Genomic DNA, 17,582 nt, shown 5'->3' with positions numbered 1-17,582 from the left:
GTCATAAGCCCTGACCGGTCAGGGCATCGCCCGCCCCCTGCTGGCTTCCGGCGCTGTATCGGGCGGCGACCAGATGCCCCTCAAACAGCCTTGCGGCATGCACCCAGTTGAACGCCAGGGAACGAGCGCGCGCCTCTTGCCGCGGCACCGCCAGCGCGGCCAGGCAGGCCTGGCGCAGGTCCGCATGCAAAACCCCACCCAGAAAATGCCCCTTCTGCGCACCCAGCACTTCCAGAGGCCCGTCCACCGGGTAGGCCGCTACCGGCGTGCCAGTGGCCATGGCTTCCAGCATCACCAGCCCAAAAGTCTCCGATTTGCTTGGAAGCACAAACACATCGGCCGCAGCGTAGACCCTGGCCAGCTCGTGCCGGGGCAACACGCCCAGCCAGCGCACTTGCGGGTAACGCTGCTTCAGCGACGCTTCCAGGGGGCCGACGCCGCAAACCAGTTTGGTCCCCGGGATGTCGAGGTCGAGAAGGGCGGCGATGTTCTTTTCGTAGGACACGCGGCCAACAAACAGGCTGACAGGTCGCACCAAGCTACCCAGTGGCGGGTACAGGCGCGGCTGTGGTTGGAAGGCAAACAAGCGGGTGTCCACGCCATGCGTCCAGCTGCGCAGCTGGTGAAAACCTCGCTGGTGCAGCATGCGCAGCACACCATCGGTGGGCACCATCACGCCAGCCGAGGCCTTGTGGAAGTGGCGGAACAGCGCATAACCCCAGGACAGCGGGATTTTCAGAGCGGCGTTGAGGATTTCCGGAAACTTGGTGTGAAACGCCGTGGTGAAACGCAGGCCGCGCCGTACGCAGTAGCCGCGTGCGGCCCAGCCCAGCGGCCCTTCGGTCGCGACGTGGATGGCATCGGGCTGCAGCGCGTCCAGCTTCTGCGCCAGCAGCGCTTTGGGTCGGATCGCCAGGTCGATGCCGGCATATCCCGGACAGGGCCTGGTTTTGAACAGACCGGGGTGGATCACCTCGACTTGGTGGCCGAGTTTTTCGAGTTCCAGCACCAACTCGACCAGCGTGGTGACCACGCCGTTGATCTGCGGTTTCCATGCGTCGGTGATCAGGGCAATTTTCATCATGGCCTCAGGCGGTGACCGTGGCGGCAATATGCCCCCGGCCCTGGGTTTCATGGGACGGCGCCCAGTGCAACAGTTCCAGCGTGCCGTCGTAGAGCTCGACCAGCGCCGTGCGGCTTTCCACCCAGTCGCCGTCGTTGCAGTAGAGCGTGCCATTGATCTCGCGCATCTCAGCACGATGGATGTGGCCACAGACCACGCCCTGATGGCCACGTCGCCGCGCTTCGGTGGCAACCGCTTCCTCGAAGTCGGTCACGTAATTCAACGCGCTCTTGACCTTTTGCTTGAGGTAGGCCGACAGCGACCAGTAAGGCAGACCCAGACGCGCGCGCAGGCTGTTCAGGTGGCGGTTCAGCTTGAGCGTGAACTCATACAGGTTGTCGCCCACATACGCCAGCCACTTGGCGCACTGCACCACCGCATCGAAATAGTCGCCATGCACCACCCACAGCTGCCGGCCATCGGCTGTGACGTGTACCGCTTCGTCCAGCACCTCGATGCCGCCGAACTGGTGGCCAATGAACTGTCGTGCAAATTCGTCATGGTTGCCCGGCACATAAATCACACGGCAGCCCTTGCGTGCGCGCTTGAGCAGCTTTTGCACCACATCATTGTGCGACTGCGGCCAGTACCATTTGCGGCGCAACTGCCAGCCGTCGACAATATCGCCGACCAGGTAGAGATAGTCGCTGGGGTGAGCCTTCAAAAAATCCAGCAGTGCAGCAGCCTGGCATCCGGGTGTGCCCAGGTGCAGGTCGGAGATGAAGATGCAGCGGTAACGCTTGCGCAGCGTCAGCTCGTCATGATCATCCGCCTCATCGGGCATGTGACCATGATTCAGCGGGCCGAGCTTGTCGAAAAGCGAACGCATCAGGCCACCGAGGCGGAAAAATGCTTGCGGTAACGCGCGGGCAAGTCGGCAATGCGCATCATCATGGGCAGGTCGGCCGAGTTGAAGTCCGGGTCCCAGGCCGGTGCACCCAGCACCTTGGCACCAAGGCGCAGGTAACCCTTGATCAGTGCCGGTGGCTCGACGTCCAGCGAATCATCCAGGCGATCCACCGGCAGCGCAAGGCGTGGTGTCACGTGGTACTCGATAGATGCCAGATGGGTCTGCCGGACCTGACGCCAGATGCTGGCAGCAGCATGCCCGCTGCCGTACTCCGGATGGCCGGTGTGCTGCATCGGGATGCTGGCGCAGCCGATCATGGTATCGAGCTGGTTGCGCGCCATGAACTCGGCCAGTGCCCCCCACAGCGCCAGAATCACGCCGCCGTGACGGTGCCCGGCGTGCACGCAACTGCGTCCCAATTCAACCATGCGCGGGCGCAGAAAGCGCAGGCGTGTCAGGTCAAACTCGGTATCGCTGTAGGTGCTGCCGGCGCGTTTGGCCTGTGCCGGTGTCAACACGCGATAGGTGCCGATGACCTCCTGGCTGGCTTCGTCACGCACCAGCAGGTGTTCGCAGAAGTCGTCGAAGATGTCGATGTCATGGCCTGGCAATGCGCCGGACAGCGTCGCCCCCATCTCCGTCGCGAAGACGTCGTACCTCAGTCGCTGTGCCTGCCGCACCTCGTCCTGGTGCCTGGCCCAGCCGACCTGGATTTTCCCCAGGGCAGGCCCTTGAACAGCGGCTGGAAGGGGTGCATGAGAGCTTTGATGAAGTAACCCCCGTGAAAAATGCGGCGGGGCCACCGGTGACAGGGCGAAGGTGGGATTGGGTAGTTCTTTCATGGTGACTCCTTGATGTCAATTCGCAAACAACAAAACGGAAACGCTGTAAAAAAGCCCCGGGGTCGGGGCTTCTCGTGTCATGTCAGGTACCAACCGTGCCGCCATCCTTGCGGCGGATCACGACGGTGGCCGAGCGCGGCCGGCCGCCTGCGGGTCCGTCGGGCCAGTGGCTCACCGCTTTCGGGCGGGCCGGGTCGCCGCGTTCGCTGGCGGTTTCGCCGGGATGCTGGATGTTGATGAACACCGCGCGACGGTCCGGCGTGAAGCTCACGCCGGTGACCTCGCAGCCGGGCGGTCCGGTCAGGAAACGTTTGGTCTCGCCGGTCGCGGGGTCGGCGCACAACATCATGTTGTTGCCTATATCCTTGTAGGCACCCTTGTGCATGACCGAGGTCGAGATATCGGTCTGTATCCAGAGCAGACCGCCGGCGTCGAACTGCAGTCCGTCGGGGCTGCCGTAGATGTCGCCCTTGATCGTGCCGCGATATTCGGCCTTGTCAGCGTTCGGATCGCCTGCCAGCGCAAAGTGCATCCAGCGGAACTCGGTAGCACTCGCGTCGCCGTCAAACGAGTCCGTACCGCCCTGCCCCTTGCCTTCGCGCCAGCGGATGATGTGACCCATGATGTTGTCGTTGCGCGGGTTGGCGACATCCGCCAAACGGCCGTCCTGACCACGTGCGCTGTTGTTGGTCAGCGTCAGGAAGACCTCGCCGGTGTTCGGGTGCACTGCCACCCACTCGGGCCTGTCCATTTTGGTCGCGCCGACGGTATCGGCCGCCTGGCGGCACTTGACCACCACCTCAGCCTGGTCGGCGAAGCCGGCTGCAGCGTTGAGGCCGCCCTCGCCGTGAACCAGCGGCAACCAGCGGCCATAACCCTGGGCGTCGAAACGCGCCACGTACAGCGTGCCATGGTCCAGCAGCTCGCGGTTGGCGCGCATGCCGCCGGGCTTGACTTTGTCGCGGCTGACAAACTTGTAAACGTATTCAAAACGCTCGTCGTCACCCATGTAAACCACGGCGCGGCCGTCACGGCTGAGCGTCGTGGTCGCCCCTTCGTGCTTGAGGCGGCCCAGCGCTGTGCGCTTGATCGGGGTTTGTGTCGGGTCCTGCGGATCGATCTCGACCACCCAGCCGAAGCGGTTCGGCTCATTTGGGTTTCTCACGGCGTCAAAACGCTCGTCGAACTCATGCCAGCGGTAACCGAAACCTTTGGCACGCAAGCCGTAACGCGCCTCCTCGGGGTTTGGCTTGTCCTGCGCAGAAAAATATCCGTTCCAGTTTTCCTCGCAGGTCAGGAAGGTGCCCCAAGGCGTCTGGCCGGCCGCGCAGTTGTTCAGCGTGCCCAGCGGGCGCTTGCCTTCCGGGTCGGCTGCAGTCTTCAGCAGCGCATGGCCGGCGGCCGGCCCGCCAAAAACCATCGGTGTGTTGCCGGTGATGCGGCGTGCATAACGCGAGTTAGGCATCACACGCCAGACGCCGCCGCTCTCTGCCACCTCAATGATGCTCACGCCGTGCGCCGCCTGCGACTTGCGCACCTTGTCGGCGGTCCAGGTCTTCATGCCGTCGCTGTGCAGCAGGCCGTCGTCGGTGTATTCGTGGTTGATGGCCAGCAGACCGTGGCGCGGGTTTTTGTCGAGCGGGAAAAACTCCATGCCGTCGTGGTGCATGCCGGCCTGCAGCAACTGGTCGCCGGTGCTGTTCGACGCGTCAGCCCTGAAATCCGGTACTGCTGCACCAGCAATACCAGTGACGTCGCCCCAGCGGTACAGCACCTGCGCTTCATACTCGGGCGGCACCACCAGCGCGTCTGCGCGAGACGGCGGTACGCTGGTGAAAGCCAGCGGCTTGCCTTTGGCGGCCGTGGCCGCGTGGCCGGTCAGGGTGTGTGAGCCCATCAGCAGCGCCACAGCCGCCGAGGTGCAGCGCAACACGTGGCGGCGCCCGCCGTCTACCTCGTGGATGGACGGATTGCCCGCCGTGTTGACGCCATCTTCCGGCTCCCAAGCCTTGCCAAACCCTTGACCCATGAATCACTTCCCATCGTGTTTTGATTGATGGCGTGATTCTGGATTCGGGGGGTGACGGGTTGATGTCGGTTTGATGGCGGTTTGGTGACAAGCGCCACGCTGCACAAATTGCTACTGAATTCATAGCTATTCACGCTTTCTGGACAAGGGCTGGAGGCCAATTTGATCATCGATGCACCTCAAGCGGGCCAGCATCACACCGCGACACCGACAAGGCGCGCTGGCTGCATGCGTGATCAAGAGCACCGGGCGGGTGACCCCCGATGCTGAACTCAGCCGGCGCGCACAATCCCGCACAGGTCGGCCGGCGAGATCTGCCTTGCGACCGAGACTGTTCGAAAAAAGGGAAGCGCCTTCAGCGGCACCATGTCAGGCTCTGATGCCCCGTCGCCCGACGGTGCGCTCGGCGATTTCGAAGATCACCATGCCGACGATCATGGCCGCCACAAACAGCGCGGCCTTGATTTCGCCTGAAGCCATGGAGACGAGGCCCGGACCGGGGCAAAACCCGGCCAAGCCCCAGCCCGCGCCGAAGCTCAGGCCTCCGAGCACAAGGCGCTTGTCGATCTGGTCCGATTTGGGCAAGTGCAAGGCGCCGCCCAGAACAGTCGTGGTGCGTTGTCGGGCCAAGGCAAAGGCGAAGAAGCCCACAGCAATGGCTCCACCCATAACGAAAGCCAGCGAGGGGTCCCAGGTGCCGAACAGGTCCAGAAAGCCGAGGACCTTGCCCGGGTCGGTCATCACTGAGAGCAACAGCCCCAGGCCGAACAGCAGCCCCACAAAAAATTCGGTGATGCGGTGCATGTGTGTGCTCCTTACAAAACGTGGCGAAGCACAAAAACCATGGCAAAGCCCGCGCCCATGAAGGCCAGCGTGGCAACCAGCGACCGGGGCGACAGGCGCGAGAGCCCGCACACACCGTGCCCGCTGGTGCAACCCGAGCCGTAGCGTGTGCCCAGGCCCACCAGCAGCCCGGCGGCGGCGATGGTGGCAAAGCCGGCGTCGATGCGCGGCGCTTTTATAAAGCCCTCAGGCGCCAGCAGTCCGTAGACCAGCGGCGCGGCCAGCATGCCCATCAGGAAGGCGATGCGCCAGCCGGTGTCACCCACTTTCGGTGGCAACAGGCCGCCCAGGATGCCGCTGATGCCCAGAACCCGGCCATTGACCAGGATGAAGAGCGCCGAGGCGACGCCCAGCAGGATGCCACCGGACAAGGATGCCCAGGGCGTGAAATTGACCCAATCAATCGTCATGATTTACTCTCTTTCACTGACACAAAACTGTTCATACAACACCTTTATCACACAGCACAGTGAGCTGCTACGACAAGGTCGGTTGCACGATGCCAAGCAACTCAACATCCGGGCTGGCGACTTGCCGCCGACAGAGGCCAACGGCGTGGCCTACCTGAAGATCCCCCTGAATGCACCCTGAACGAGTGACTGCGAGCTGCTCATCAATCCATCAACACTGGACAAGCTGTCAGCCAATCGAGCCTCAGGTGCGATTTGGGAGCAGGCTGTGTGCTACTCAGTTACAAGCATCGGCTTGTTTTTTCCCAGCGCCCTCGACAGCGCCGACACATTGCCATACCCCGCTGCACGCGCCGCAGCCTTCAGCCCCGCCCCCGCCTCCACCTCGCGTCGCGCGATGTGCAGCCGCAAGCCGCTGAGGTATTTACCCGGCGTGCGGTTCAGGCTGCTCTTGAACCCCACAGCAAACGCCGTGCGGGACATGCCCGCGTGCTTTGCGAGCGCCTCCAGAGACCAGGGGTGTCCAGGAAACTCGTGCATGGCCACAAGCGCTGCGGCAATGCGCGGGTCCGACAGGCCGGCAAACAGGCCGCTATGCGCCTGGGGCTGCGCCACCAAATGCCGCAGCAAACCGATGAACAACATGTCAGCCGCGTGATCCAGCAGCGCAGGTTGGCCGCACCGAGGCGCCGCGGTTTCAGCGCGAACCAGTGCCAGCACGTTGGCAAGCAAGTCATCGGCGGAATCCAAAGCCACCAGCCTGGGGTGCGCAAACTCCGCCAGCAACACCGGGGCAACCGGGCCGTCCAGAAACACGTTGGCCGAAACTACGCTGACAAGTGCATTTGCGCCGGTCGCAGCCAAGGTGTGAGCTGTGTCGGCACGACAGATCCAAAACGCTGGGGTCTGGGTATGGGTAGTGCGCCCCAGCGCAGTGATTTGCATCGGCCCATCGAATACATGGATCCGTAGCAAGGCTTCTGCACTGGCGTCAAAGTTGATGCTGGTCTGACCGTGTTGGGGCCTTGTGAGTTGCGACCTTGGCGCCAGCCCGTGCAACAACGCCGACAGGCGATCCAGGCGAGCTAGGCGGTTCTGATTAGACATCTTGTATGAATTGCAAAATTAATTGAATTAAAGTTTGCAAATAGTACTGCAAAATTCAAAACTTCAATCAACCACAATCACCTTGCAGGAAAAACCATGCGCCAATCCGCTTTGATGCCTCGCTACCCCGTGCCCGCACTCAACGTGCAGCTCACCAACGGAGGTCGCTTCGTTTTGGGTGCCCAGCCGGGTGAGAAGTTCGACATGGTGGTGTTCTACCGTGGCCTGCATTGCCCGATTTGCGCGAAATACCTGCTGGAGCTGGAGCGACTGGCTCCGGAATTTGCCACCCGTGGGGTGCGGGTGGTTGCGGTGAGCAGCGATGACGCTGACCGCGCCCAGCAAATGGCAACCAAGGTGAGCGCCAACGCGCTTCAGTTTGGCTGGGGCCTGAGTCTGCGCAGCGCCCGCGAGTGGGGGCTGTACATCAGCGAGTCGCGCGGCAAAACGTCGATTGGCATTGAAGAGCCAGCTCTGTTCAGTGAACCCGGTGTCTTCATCGTGCGCGCGGACGGCACCTTGTACTACGGCGCGGTACAAACCATGCCCTTTGCCCGCCCACCGTTTCAGGAGTTGCTGGGTGCCATCGATTTCGCGATTGCCAAAGACTACCCCGCGCGCGGGGAGTACGCCGGAGCAGTTTGATCAACTGGGTGTGACTGCGTTAGAGCCGCGCAACCGACAAAGGGACAGCGTGGGTTGCTATTGAATTTGTAGCAGACGCGGCTGGAATGCACATTTCTTTTAACTGGATCGGCGGGTCCGGAACCATGCCCAAAGAGCAGTGACGCCGGAAGCGGTTTTCAGGACTTCATGCGCTACAGATTCAATAGCTGTATGCGCCCGCTACATATGGGTTACAGCCTGTTTTAGCCATGAATCCAGGCGCCGGCACAACCGGCCCGCGTCACCGCAGCACCAGCACCGGCACTAGACTGGTCCGCAGCAAAGTGGTCGTCGTGCTGCTCCTTGACCAGGATGACCATCACCAGCGCCATTGCCCCGGTAGCAGCCGAAATCATGCCCGGCCGCCCGCCGGTGAAAGCAATAACCGCGGCGATACAGAAAGAGGCGTAAAGCCCGACCTTGGGATCGACCCCGGCAATGATGGAAAAAGCAATGGCTTCGGGAATCAGCGCCAGCGCCACGACGAGCCCGGCAAGCAGGTCGCCCCGGACATTGGAAAACCAAGTCTGGCGGAAAGATGATTTCAATAACATGGGTGAAACGGTAACAACACCTGCTTGGCGCAGGCGGGGATCAACAGGGAACGGCGGCTGGCGCCAAAGTGCTCGCGGGGAGCGGCAGAAAAAGGCAGCTCAGGGCGGCGTGACCGAGCAGAAATGGCCGAGCGGCAAGGTGCTCACCGGGATGCTTCCTGGTTGGCCGTGGACCTTGCGACTGGCTTGCTGCATCGCAACATCGTAGTGTGGCAATCAACAGCACTTCCCCGAGAGCCGGTAAACGCCCAACAAAAAAGGCTTCAGAACCGAAGTTCTGAAGCCTTTTTGGCTTGTCTCAGCACAGGGCCGAGACGGCTGGGTTGCAGGGCTTAGTAGCCGCCGCGTCCACCACCGCCGCCGCCGCCGTAGCCGCCGCGGTCACCGCCGCCGCCGCCGTAGCCGCCGCCACCGGAACGGTCGCCGCCACCACCACCGTAGCCGCCACCACCGCCGCCGCCGCCGTAACCGCCGCTACGTGGAGGACGTGCCTCCATCGGACGGGCTTCGTTGACGGTGATGCTGCGGCCGCCCAGGGACTGGCCGTTCATGCCGGCGATTGCGGCTTGAGCTTCGGCATCGTTGCCCATTTCGACAAAGCCGAAACCTTTGGAGCGACCGGTGTCACGTTCCATCATGACTTTGGCGCTGGTGACAGAGCCGTACTGGCCGAAGGACTGTTGCAGGTCTTCGTCACGAACCGTGTATGGCAGATTGCCGACGTAAAGTTTATTGCCCATGGGGACTCCTCAAAAATACATAAAACAAAAGCGATGGGGTCCCGAAAGCACAACAAATCAAACCGCCGTAGCGCGCGAAACTGACCGATCACCTGACTCGTGCGGTCTGAATTGACACGCACCCCCTGATTATGCTGCAGGAAATGCGTTGGCAATACATTACTTCTACAAAAAGGGCAAGATAAACGCGGCCAGACCGCCCCCGGCGCTATCAATGCATCCCTGATTTCACATTTTTGCTATGAATTCAATAGCAATACAGCCTCATAACCAAAGGGCAGAACCCCGGATCAACCGTCGCCAAGTGAAACTCTCGAGACACAAACTTGTCCCACCTCACTTCAAGCCTTTTTCCTGCAAAACACCGTGCGGAAAGACACGCGGCGACCGCTGCGCGGGATGGTTTCACCTCCCGCAGTTGAAACCAGCCCCTCGTCAGAGAATCACATGCTCGTCGACATCGGATCCTGGACAGCGGCCGATGCTCTCGGAACGGACGCAGCCCGGCATGGAAATTTATGCGCGCTGCCCGTCGCGCAAGCATCTGTCGCCCGCCGCGCGAGCTTTTCCTGATTTTCTGGGGGAGAGGTATGGCCGGTTCCGCGGGACTGTGCCCCGCTGGCACGCTATCAATTCAATAGCTGCATGCGCATACTTGGCGGGGGCCAGAGCCAGATTTGATTCACAAAACTCAAATACTCCGCTGATTCACCCGTTGCGACAGCGCTTCGGCGCTTTCCTTGCGCTCGCTGTACCTGTCCACCAGGTAAGGCGATACATCGCGTGTGAGCAGGGTGAACTTGACCATTTCTTCCATCACGTCCACCACGCGGTCGTAATAGGCCGAGGGTTTCATGCGCCCGGCTTCATCGAACTCCAGGAAGGCCTTGGCGACCGAGGCCTGGTTGGGAATTGTGAGCATGCGCATCCACCGGCCCAGCACGCGCAGTTGGTTGACGGCATTGAAAGACTGCGAGCCGCCGCTGACCTGCATCACGGCGAGGGTTTTGCCCTGGGTCGGCCGCACCGCGCCGTCGGCGAGTGGGACCCAGTCGATCTGCGACTTCATGATGCCGGTCATCGCGCCGTGACGCTCGGGTGAGGTCCAGACCATGCCTTCGGCCCACTGCGCGAGTTGCCGCAACTCCTGCACCTTGGGGTGTGTGCCGGGCGCGTCGTCGGGCAGCGGCAAGCCGCGCGGGTCGAAGGTTTTTGTTTCTGCGCCCATGGCCTGCAGCAGGCGCGCGGCTTCCTCGCTGAGCAGGCGGCTGTAGGAGCGTTCGCGCACCGAGCCATAGAGCAGCAGAATTCGCGGCGCATGCGCCGAGGGGCGCAAGGCCTGCAGGGCCGCGGTTGACGGCGGCACGAACAGCGCCGCATCGATGTTGGGAAGATCAGTTGCTGGCAACACGTTCCCCTTTGTCATTGATGAGCCGTTCACCGTCTTCTTTGGTAAAAGCGCCCAGTTGCGGCGCCGGCAGGATGTCCAGCACGGCTTCAGAAGGACGGCACAGGCGCGTGCCCAGCGGCGTGACGACGATGGGGCGATTGATCAGGATAGGGTGCGCCAGCATGGCGTCCAGCAGCTGGTCGTCGCTCAGCGCCGGGTTGTCGAGCTGGAGTTCGGCGTAGGGTGTGCCCTTTTGCCGGATCACCTCGCGCACCGGCACGCCCATGGCGGTGATCAGTTGCTGCAGGGTCTCGCGCCCGGGCGGGGTTTTGATGTACTCAATGACTTCGGGCTCGGCCCCGCTGTTGCGAATCAGCGCCAGCGTGTTGCGCGAGGTGCCGCACTGGGGGTTGTGGTAAATCGTGATATTGGTCATTGAATTTTCTTGCTCGCTTGTTTTACTTCGATAATTCAATTATATTTGAATTATGAAAATAAAAAACCTCGACGAAGTTTCGGCAGTGCGCGCGTTGGCGGCGCTGGCCCAGGCCCAACGCCTGCGCACCTTCCGCGCGCTGGTGGTGGCCGGGCCCGACGGACTGACGCCGGGCGCGATTGCCGAGCGGCTGGAAGTCGCGCCCAGCGCCCTGTCTTTCCACCTGAAAGAACTGGCGCATTCCGGCCTGGTCAGCAGCGAACCGCGCGGGCGCAACCTGATTTACCGCGCCGACTTTGGGCAGATGAACGCCCTGCTCGCCTATATGACCGAACACTGTTGCCAGGGCGATGCTTGCGAAGTACCCGGTGACGCCGCCTGCGCCACCTGCTGACCGGGGAGCCGCGTGAACCTCGCCGAAACCCTGAACCTCGGGTGCCTGTGCCGCACCCTGAGCCCCGAGCGCCTGCGCCAGCAGCTTGAAACCGAGCCCTGCCTGCAGGGCATGCTGGACGGGCTGTCCACCACTCACCCGCACCTGTTTTCTGAAACCGCCGTGTTTGTGGACCCTGGCATGCGCGCCGCCGTGGGCCAGGCGATTGCGGCCATCGAGCGTGTGCTCGCCCTCCCCGCCTACCAACACCATGCGCTGGCCCATGCGCCAGAGATCGCCCGTCACGACTTCGGCCCCGCAGGCGTTTTCATGGGTTACGACTTTCATCTGGGCGACGACGGCCCGCGCCTGATCGAGATCAATACCAACGCCGGCGGCGCGTTGCTCAATGCCGCACTGGCACGCGCGCACCGCGACTGCTGCGAACCCCTGCAAGGCCTGATGGATGCTTCCAGCCACCTGACGCATATCAACCAGACCTTTGTGGACATGTTCCGCGCCGAGTGGCAGGCTCAACGCGGCAGTCAGCCCCTGCGCAGCGTGCTGATCACCGACGATGCGCCGCAAGCCCAATACCTCGCGCCGGAATTCGCACTGGCGCGGCAACTCTTCATCGCGCACGGCATCACTGCTGCCGTGGGCGACGCGCGTGAGCTGTTGTGGAAAGACGGCGCACTGTGGCACCCGGCGCTGCCGGGTGCCACAGTCGATCTGGTTTACAACCGCCTGACCGATTTCAGCCTGTCCGAGCCCAGCCACCAGGCCTTGCGCCGCGCCTATGTGACCGGCGCGGCGGTGGTCACGCCGCATCCGCGTGCCCATGCGCTGTTTGCCGACAAACGCAATCTCATCACACTGGGTGACGATGTACTGCTGGCGTCATGGGGCGTATCCGCAGAAGACAGGCACATCCTGCAAGCCGTGGTTCCACACACCGAACTCGTCAGCGCCGAACATGCAGACACGCTCTGGGCCCGACGGCGCCAGCTTTTCTTCAAGCCGGTGGCAGGTTACGGCGCCAAAGCCGCCTACCGCGGAGACAAGCTCACGCGCGGCGTGTGGGCCGACATCCTGGGCGGCGGGTTTATCGCGCAGGCGCTGGTGCCGCCCAGTGAACGGGTGGTCAATGTCGATGGCGCGCCCACACGGTTGAAGCTGGACATCCGCGCCTACACCTTTCGCGGCCAGGTGCAGTTGCTGGCGGCACGCACCTACACCGGACAGACCACCAACTTCCGCACCGCCGGGGGTGGTTTTTCGCCGGTGGTGGTGGTGCCCGCCATCACGCTGGACGCGGGCGCCAGCCATTCCTTGCGTGCCGACTGCCATCCATCCACTGCCCGTTCAACCTCAACCCGGAGCCCCTCATGAAACGCTTTCATGTCCACATGCATGTCGAAGACCTCAGCAAAAACATCGCGTTTTATTCCGCCATGTTTCACCGGCCTCCCGCGCGTACCGAGGCCGACTATGCGAAGTGGATGCTGCAGGACCCACCGGTCAACTTTGCCATCTCGACCCGCGGCAGCGCTACCGGTGTGGACCATTTGGGCATCCAGGTCGAAACCGCTGATGAGCTTGCCGAACTGAGAGCCCACGCCAGGGACGCCGGCCTGGCACTGCAGGACGACGGCGAAACCACCTGCTGCTATGCGCGCAGCGACAAATACTGGCTGACCGACCCGCAAGGCGTGGCCTGGGAGCAGTTCCACACGCTGGACGGCATTCCGGTCTTCAGTGAGCAAAAACCTGAATCAAATAGGGCCTCAGCCCCCGCCTGCTGTGCGCCAGCAGCTACAAATACTGTAGCAACTCCCACTGCCAAAGTCTGCTGCTGAAAGAACCGCAATGACCGACCGCGTGATCAACGTCCTGTTTCTCTGCACCCACAACTCGGCCCGCAGCATCCTGGCTGAAGCCGCACTCAACCACATCGGCAAGGGCCGCTTCCGGGCTTTCTCCGCCGGCAGCAGCCCGCGCGAGAACCAGCAGCCCAACCCGCTGGCCCTGAAGGTGCTGACTAACGCCGGCATATCGACCGAAGGCCTGCGCAGCAAAAGCTGGGACGAGTTCGGCGAGCCTGATGCCCCGGCGATGGATTTGGTGATTACCGTCTGCGACAACGCCGCCGGCGAGGTCTGCCCCTACTGGCCCGGCCAGCCTGCCACCGCGCATTGGGGCTACCCCGATCCGTCGGAGGCCCCGGGTGACGTGGCTCAGAAGCAGGAAGCTTTCCGCCAGACCCTGCTGGCGATTCGCCACCGGCTCGAGCTGCTGGTCAACCTGCCGCCCGAGAAACTGGAGCGCACCATGGTCGAACGTTCGGCGCGCGAGCTGGCAGCGTCAAACTGATTTATTCCTTCCCAACTTTCTATCCATGAAATTCATCATCTCCCTAGGTCTATTGCCCGCCGCATTGCTGATCAGCATTGGCAGTTTTCTGTATGCCCGACACACCGGCGGCAATCTGGAAATGGCCATTCTTATCAGCAGCCTCGGTGCGCTGGGCTTGGCCATGTTGCTGGAGCGTTACATGCCGCATCACGCCCCCTGGAATGCACCGCGCGGCGACCGGCTGACCGACTGGCTGAGTTTTGGCTTGCTGGCCGGGGTGGTTCAGCCATTGCTGAAGTGGCTGTCACCCCTGGCCGTGATTGCCCTGTATGGATGGATAGAGCCAGGCGCGGGTTGGTTCGCGGCTCCCTTGCCTTTTCTCGTGCAGGTACTGCTGGTGACGCTGCTGGCCGAGTTAGGCAAGTACTGGGTTCACCGCTGGCACCACACCCAGACGGCGCTGTGGTGGCTGCATGCCCTGCACCATGGCAGTGAACGCCTGTATTCCATCAACAACTTTCGCGTTCACCCGCTGGAATACGCACTGAAGCACAGCTTGAGCATGCTGCCCTTGATGCTTCTGGGCGTGCCTGCCGATGTCCTGCTCGGCTACATCGCGCTGACCCAGCCAGTGCAGATGCTGCAGCACGTCAACCTCCCGCTGCGCCATGGCTGGCTCAACTATGTTTTCAGCACCAATGAGCTGCACCGCTGGCACCACTCAACCCGGCCGGAAGAAGGCAACAGCAACTACGGCAGCGCCTTGATGGTCTGGGATCTGGTGTTTGGAACCTTTCACTATCCGCGCGGAAACACAGGGCCTGCGTCCATCGGACTGTTTGCCGCCAGCAAATACCCCGCGCGCCGGCCCTACTGGGCGCAGGTGCTGTCGATGTTTGGCCCGGCTTGCTGCAAGGCATAAGCACGGCCGTCACGCCGCCGCTGGCGCAACGTCTGTTCGCTGAATTTCTGGGCACCGCCGCCCTGCTCTGCGCCGTCATTGGCTCGGGCATCATGGCCGAGCAGCTCTCGGGCGGCAACACCGGTGTGGCGCTGCTGGCCAACACCCTGGTGACAGTGTTTGCACTGTACGTGCTGATTGAGCTACTGGGGCCGGTCAGCGGCGCGCACTTCAACCCGTTGGTGACCCTGGTCGTATGGTCAAGAACGCCCTACGCCCTTGATGGACGTGCGCAGACTGCTCTTTTTTTCATAGCAACTCAACTGCTGGGCGCAGTCGCCGGTGCTTGGCTGGCGCACGCCATGTTTGACCTGAACATTCTGCAACTGAGCAGCAAACTACGCGGCGGCTGGACGGCCGGCGGCAACTTCAGCGGCTGGGGTCAGTGGCTGGCTGAGGCCGTTGCCACCGCTGGGCTGATTCTGGTCATCCTGCGCGCGCCGCCCGGCAAGGCGGCGGCGCTGGTGGCTTGTTATATTGGCGCGGCCTACTGGTTCACCGCCAGCACCTCGTTTGCCAACCCGGCTGCGGTGCTGGGCCGCATGTTCTCTGACAGTTTTGCGGGCATCGCGCCCAGCAGCGCGGGCGGTTTTGTGATCGCTGAAGCCGTCGGCGCGGTGGTGGGCGTGCTGCTGAGCCGCGCGCTGGGTCCCACGGCCACCGATTTCGGCACGGGTTGAACATCATCGCTGCCCGCCCCTACCGCCCATGAAGGCGCACCGCAGCGTCACCGTCACCAGCCTGGCCGCCGACAGCTTCATCTTTGCCGCCGGACTGGCCGCTGTCGGCCTGGCTGGAGCTCGAATGGGGCTGGCACGCGGCGTGCGGGGTGCGGTCTGGGCCGGATTGCACTTGGTGGTAGCCTTGCCGCTGATGCCGTTCGGCGTCAAGGACTAGGGCGCGCGCCAGGGCCAGCTGATGGTGCCAGCTCGTTTTGCGCAGGCGCTGGCGCCCTGGCCTTTGCAGCGTTGATGGCGCTGCATGACTCTTCTTCCGCGACAGGCCATCGAGAAATCTGATCTCACTGGCCGGCATCAAGCCATGGTCCCTAACGCGTGGCGCAACCGCATCCCGAGGCGTCCGGGCCCACAGCACATGTACTTCCACCGGGTGCGTCAGCGCCACATTGCCTGGCCCGTCTACGGCGTGTCCACACCAAGGCGCCCCAAACCGCCGCGGCAATGGACGCCATCACCACGAGCACCAGCAACTCCAGGCTGATCCCGGCGTTCACGCCCAGCCAGGAAGTGAGCCCGAGCGCGGCCGCGCCCCCGAACAGCGGGATGGCCAATGGAATAGTGCAGCAGGCCACGCAGGCACCGGCCAATCCCAGGGTCGCTAATACAGGTTTTTTCATCTTGTCTTCGCCTCATAAGTCATGCGGGTTGATTCCCGTGAAGCAACTGTAAGATCTCAAGTTACTTGAGATGCAAGGGCTTTTGTGAAGAAACCTGTGAACGCTACGGAACCCCCACCAGAGTTGCTGACCATTGGCGCATTGGCCAAGCGGGTCGGCTTCGCCGTATCTGCACTTCGATACTACGAAGAAGTGGGGTTGATACCCCCTGCCATGCGCCGCGACAGCGGTCACCGTGTCTACCCTGACTCGGTGCAGGACGTGCTGATCCTCATCCGCCATTGCCGTGACCTGGGCTTTTCCATCGAAGAGACCCGCGAGCTGGTCGCGCTGTCAAGCAGTCCCGGGCGCGACTGCGTGGAGGCACGCTCGATTGCCCAGGTGCATCTGACCGCTGTGCGTTCCAAGATGGCCGAGTTGCGCCGCCTCGAGCAAAGCCTGACGCGTTATGTACAGGCCTGCGACGAAGGCTGTGCCGGCGGCCCTGCCCCTGACTGCTGCATCCTGACCGACCTTCGCCAAAGCATGCCCGCTGCGACCCCGGCAGCTGGCTGTTGTTCGTGAGCCGCCTCACGCTCAAACGTCATAAGGTCTGGGTCTACCTGAGCGCCATCACGCTGGGCCTAGCGACGGGAACCGCGTGGCCGGGCCTGGGACCGGCACTGTAAGCATTGTTGTGGCCCGCCCTGGCAGCGCTGCTGTTTGCCACCTTCGTGCAAATACCCCTGAGGCGTGTTCGGATGCCCTGCGTGACCGGCGATTCGCAGGGGCTGCGCTACTGCGCAACTTCGTCTTGCTTCCTTTGCTGGCCTGGGCGCTGGTGGAGCTGTCCGGCAGGGTGGCGTACGTCTGGTTGATCCCCAGGACCCTGTTCAGGCAGCCTGCGGCCGTACACACCTCGGACACCGGCTTTCAGCCCAGCCACTTCTGCAAAAACTGCGCATTCCCCAGCGCCGGGGCCAACTGGTAGCCGGCAAAGCCGATGCGTTCATACAGTTTGATGGCGGGCGTATTGCCCTGCAGCACCTCCAGCGTGAGTTTGCAGGCGCCGCGTTCACGCGCGATGGCTTCGACCTCAGCCAGCATCAGTTCACCGACGCGGCGGCCGCGGTGGCTGGCCAGCACCACCACGTCGTGCACATTAACCAGCGGCCGGCAGGCGAAAGTAGAGAAACCCTCGATGCAGTTGACCAGCCCGACCGGCTGCGCGCCGTCGAAAGCCAGCACGCTGAAAGCCTGCGGCCGCGCGGCCAGTTCCCGCGCAAGGTGGCTTTTGGCAAAGTCGCTGAGCGGGCGGCCGCCGCCGGCCGGGTCGCGCGCATAGGCGTCGAGCAAATCGACAAGTGCGCTCGCGTGTTCGCCGCGCTGGTAGTCGGCACGGCAGATCTTGAGTTCGGTGGGAGCTTGGGTCACGGCTGTCCATGGGCGTAGCTGGGAAGCGGCGATTTTACGGGCCACCCCGGTCGTGCTTCGTCTTTTATGCATCAAATCGTGCTCCAGCCCACGCCGGTCTTGCTCCAATAGCTATCATATTGATAGCAAATCA

General features: G+C 62.7%; 21 protein-coding genes and 1 pseudogene. 10 read left to right on the top strand and 12 right to left on the bottom strand.

The window, feature by feature from the left end:
- Position 1: 1 nt before the first annotated feature.
- The 6 genes from H0W47_RS10285 to H0W47_RS10260 form a co-directional block, all read right to left on the bottom strand.
- Positions 2 to 1,081, bottom strand: coding sequence for a glycosyltransferase family 1 protein (locus H0W47_RS10285; protein ID WP_296923946.1), 1,080 nt, complete (start codon positions 1,079 to 1,081; stop codon positions 2 to 4).
- Between the two features lie 7 nt (positions 1,082 to 1,088).
- Positions 1,089 to 1,952: a UDP-2,3-diacylglucosamine diphosphatase gene (locus tag H0W47_RS10280; RefSeq protein WP_296923944.1), complete on the bottom strand. Its 864-nt coding sequence runs from the start codon at positions 1,950 to 1,952 to the stop codon at positions 1,089 to 1,091.
- Positions 1,952 to 2,815: a GNAT family N-acyltransferase gene (locus H0W47_RS10275; protein ID WP_296923941.1), complete on the bottom strand. Its 864-nt coding sequence runs from the start codon at positions 2,813 to 2,815 to the stop codon at positions 1,952 to 1,954. The genes H0W47_RS10280 and H0W47_RS10275 overlap by 1 nt, the downstream gene beginning before the upstream one ends.
- A gap of 82 nt (positions 2,816 to 2,897) precedes the next feature.
- A complete protein-coding gene (locus H0W47_RS10270; RefSeq protein ID WP_296923939.1) occupies positions 2,898 to 4,844 on the bottom strand; it encodes a PhoX family phosphatase in 1,947 nt (648 codons plus the stop codon).
- Between the two features lie 369 nt (positions 4,845 to 5,213).
- Positions 5,214 to 5,648, bottom strand: a complete 435-nt coding sequence (locus tag H0W47_RS10265; RefSeq protein ID WP_296923937.1) for a DUF6691 family protein — start codon at positions 5,646 to 5,648, stop codon at positions 5,214 to 5,216.
- A gap of 11 nt (positions 5,649 to 5,659) precedes the next feature.
- Entirely contained in the window at positions 5,660 to 6,097 is a 438-nt protein-coding gene (locus tag H0W47_RS10260; protein ID WP_296923935.1) for a YeeE/YedE family protein, read from the bottom strand.
- Between H0W47_RS10260 and H0W47_RS10255 the strand changes: the two genes are divergently transcribed.
- Complete coding sequence (locus H0W47_RS10255) at positions 6,096 to 6,278, top strand: hypothetical protein (protein ID WP_296923950.1); 183 nt, start codon at positions 6,096 to 6,098, stop codon at positions 6,276 to 6,278. The genes H0W47_RS10260 and H0W47_RS10255 overlap by 2 nt on opposite strands.
- Positions 6,279 to 6,370: 92 nt before the next feature.
- On the opposite strand, the gene H0W47_RS10250 is transcribed toward H0W47_RS10255, so the two are convergent.
- Positions 6,371 to 7,204 carry a cupin domain-containing protein gene (locus tag H0W47_RS10250; protein ID WP_296923933.1) on the bottom strand — a complete coding sequence of 278 codons (834 nt, stop codon included), beginning with the start codon at positions 7,202 to 7,204 and terminating at the stop codon, positions 6,371 to 6,373.
- 96 nt (positions 7,205 to 7,300) lie between these two features.
- Here H0W47_RS10250 and H0W47_RS10245 point away from each other — a divergent pair, with 96 nt between their 5' ends.
- Positions 7,301 to 7,849 (top strand): peroxiredoxin-like family protein, encoded by a 549-nt coding sequence (locus H0W47_RS10245; protein ID WP_296923931.1) that lies wholly within the window; start codon positions 7,301 to 7,303, stop codon positions 7,847 to 7,849.
- 320 nt (positions 7,850 to 8,169) lie between these two features.
- On the opposite strand, the pseudogene H0W47_RS10240 reads toward H0W47_RS10245, so the two are convergent.
- From H0W47_RS10240 to arsC, 4 genes and pseudogenes are all read right to left on the bottom strand, one after another.
- A pseudogene (locus tag H0W47_RS10240) lies at positions 8,170 to 8,418 on the bottom strand (SulP family inorganic anion transporter); the annotation flags it as partial.
- A 338-nt stretch (positions 8,419 to 8,756) separates the two neighbouring features.
- Positions 8,757 to 9,164, bottom strand: a complete 408-nt coding sequence (locus tag H0W47_RS10235) for an RNA-binding protein (RefSeq protein ID WP_296923929.1) — start codon at positions 9,162 to 9,164, stop codon at positions 8,757 to 8,759.
- Between the two features lie 691 nt (positions 9,165 to 9,855).
- Positions 9,856 to 10,590 (bottom strand): arsenical resistance protein ArsH, encoded by a 735-nt coding sequence (arsH, locus tag H0W47_RS10230; RefSeq protein ID WP_296923927.1) that lies wholly within the window; start codon positions 10,588 to 10,590, stop codon positions 9,856 to 9,858.
- Positions 10,559 to 10,990, bottom strand: a complete 432-nt coding sequence (arsC, locus tag H0W47_RS10225) for an arsenate reductase (glutaredoxin) (protein ID WP_296923925.1) — start codon at positions 10,988 to 10,990, stop codon at positions 10,559 to 10,561. Before arsC ends, arsH begins: the two co-directional genes overlap by 32 nt.
- Before the next feature lie 52 nt (positions 10,991 to 11,042).
- Between arsC and H0W47_RS10220 the strand changes: the two genes are divergently transcribed.
- The 8 genes from H0W47_RS10220 (at position 11,043) to H0W47_RS10185 (ending at position 16,600) form a co-directional block, all read left to right on the top strand.
- The gene (locus tag H0W47_RS10220; protein WP_296923923.1) at positions 11,043 to 11,384 is read left to right on the top strand and encodes a helix-turn-helix transcriptional regulator; all 342 of its coding nucleotides are present in this window, start codon (positions 11,043 to 11,045) and stop codon (positions 11,382 to 11,384) included.
- Between the two features lie 12 nt (positions 11,385 to 11,396).
- On the top strand, positions 11,397 to 12,755 hold the full coding sequence (locus tag H0W47_RS10215) for a hypothetical protein (protein WP_296923921.1): 1,359 nt from the start codon (positions 11,397 to 11,399) through the stop codon (positions 12,753 to 12,755).
- Positions 12,752 to 13,222, top strand: a complete 471-nt coding sequence (locus H0W47_RS10210; RefSeq protein ID WP_296923919.1) for an ArsI/CadI family heavy metal resistance metalloenzyme — start codon at positions 12,752 to 12,754, stop codon at positions 13,220 to 13,222. The genes H0W47_RS10215 and H0W47_RS10210 overlap by 4 nt, the downstream gene beginning before the upstream one ends.
- A 10-nt stretch (positions 13,223 to 13,232) precedes the next feature.
- The gene (locus H0W47_RS10205) at positions 13,233 to 13,736 is read left to right on the top strand and encodes an arsenate reductase ArsC (protein WP_296923918.1); all 504 of its coding nucleotides are present in this window, start codon (positions 13,233 to 13,235) and stop codon (positions 13,734 to 13,736) included.
- Between the two features lie 25 nt (positions 13,737 to 13,761).
- Positions 13,762 to 14,640, top strand: coding sequence for a sterol desaturase family protein (locus H0W47_RS10200; RefSeq protein WP_296923916.1), 879 nt, complete (start codon positions 13,762 to 13,764; stop codon positions 14,638 to 14,640).
- Complete coding sequence (locus H0W47_RS10195) at positions 14,625 to 15,359, top strand: MIP/aquaporin family protein (RefSeq protein WP_296923914.1); 735 nt, start codon at positions 14,625 to 14,627, stop codon at positions 15,357 to 15,359. Before H0W47_RS10200 ends, H0W47_RS10195 begins: the two co-directional genes overlap by 16 nt.
- A 28-nt stretch (positions 15,360 to 15,387) precedes the next feature.
- On the top strand, positions 15,388 to 15,576 hold the full coding sequence (locus H0W47_RS10190; protein ID WP_296923948.1) for a hypothetical protein: 189 nt from the start codon (positions 15,388 to 15,390) through the stop codon (positions 15,574 to 15,576).
- A gap of 556 nt (positions 15,577 to 16,132) precedes the next feature.
- Complete coding sequence (locus H0W47_RS10185; RefSeq protein WP_296923912.1) at positions 16,133 to 16,600, top strand: helix-turn-helix domain-containing protein; 468 nt, start codon at positions 16,133 to 16,135, stop codon at positions 16,598 to 16,600.
- A gap of 348 nt (positions 16,601 to 16,948) precedes the next feature.
- Here the strand turns inward: H0W47_RS10185 and H0W47_RS10180 are convergent, their stop codons facing one another.
- The gene (locus H0W47_RS10180) at positions 16,949 to 17,449 is read right to left on the bottom strand and encodes a GNAT family N-acetyltransferase (protein ID WP_296923910.1); all 501 of its coding nucleotides are present in this window, start codon (positions 17,447 to 17,449) and stop codon (positions 16,949 to 16,951) included.
- Positions 17,450 to 17,582 lie beyond the last annotated feature (133 nt).

Source organism: Polaromonas sp. (genome assembly GCF_013817205.1).
Classification (GTDB): domain Bacteria; phylum Pseudomonadota; class Gammaproteobacteria; order Burkholderiales; family Burkholderiaceae_C; genus Polaromonas.
This window is presented reverse-complemented; position numbering and strand designations above follow the sequence as displayed.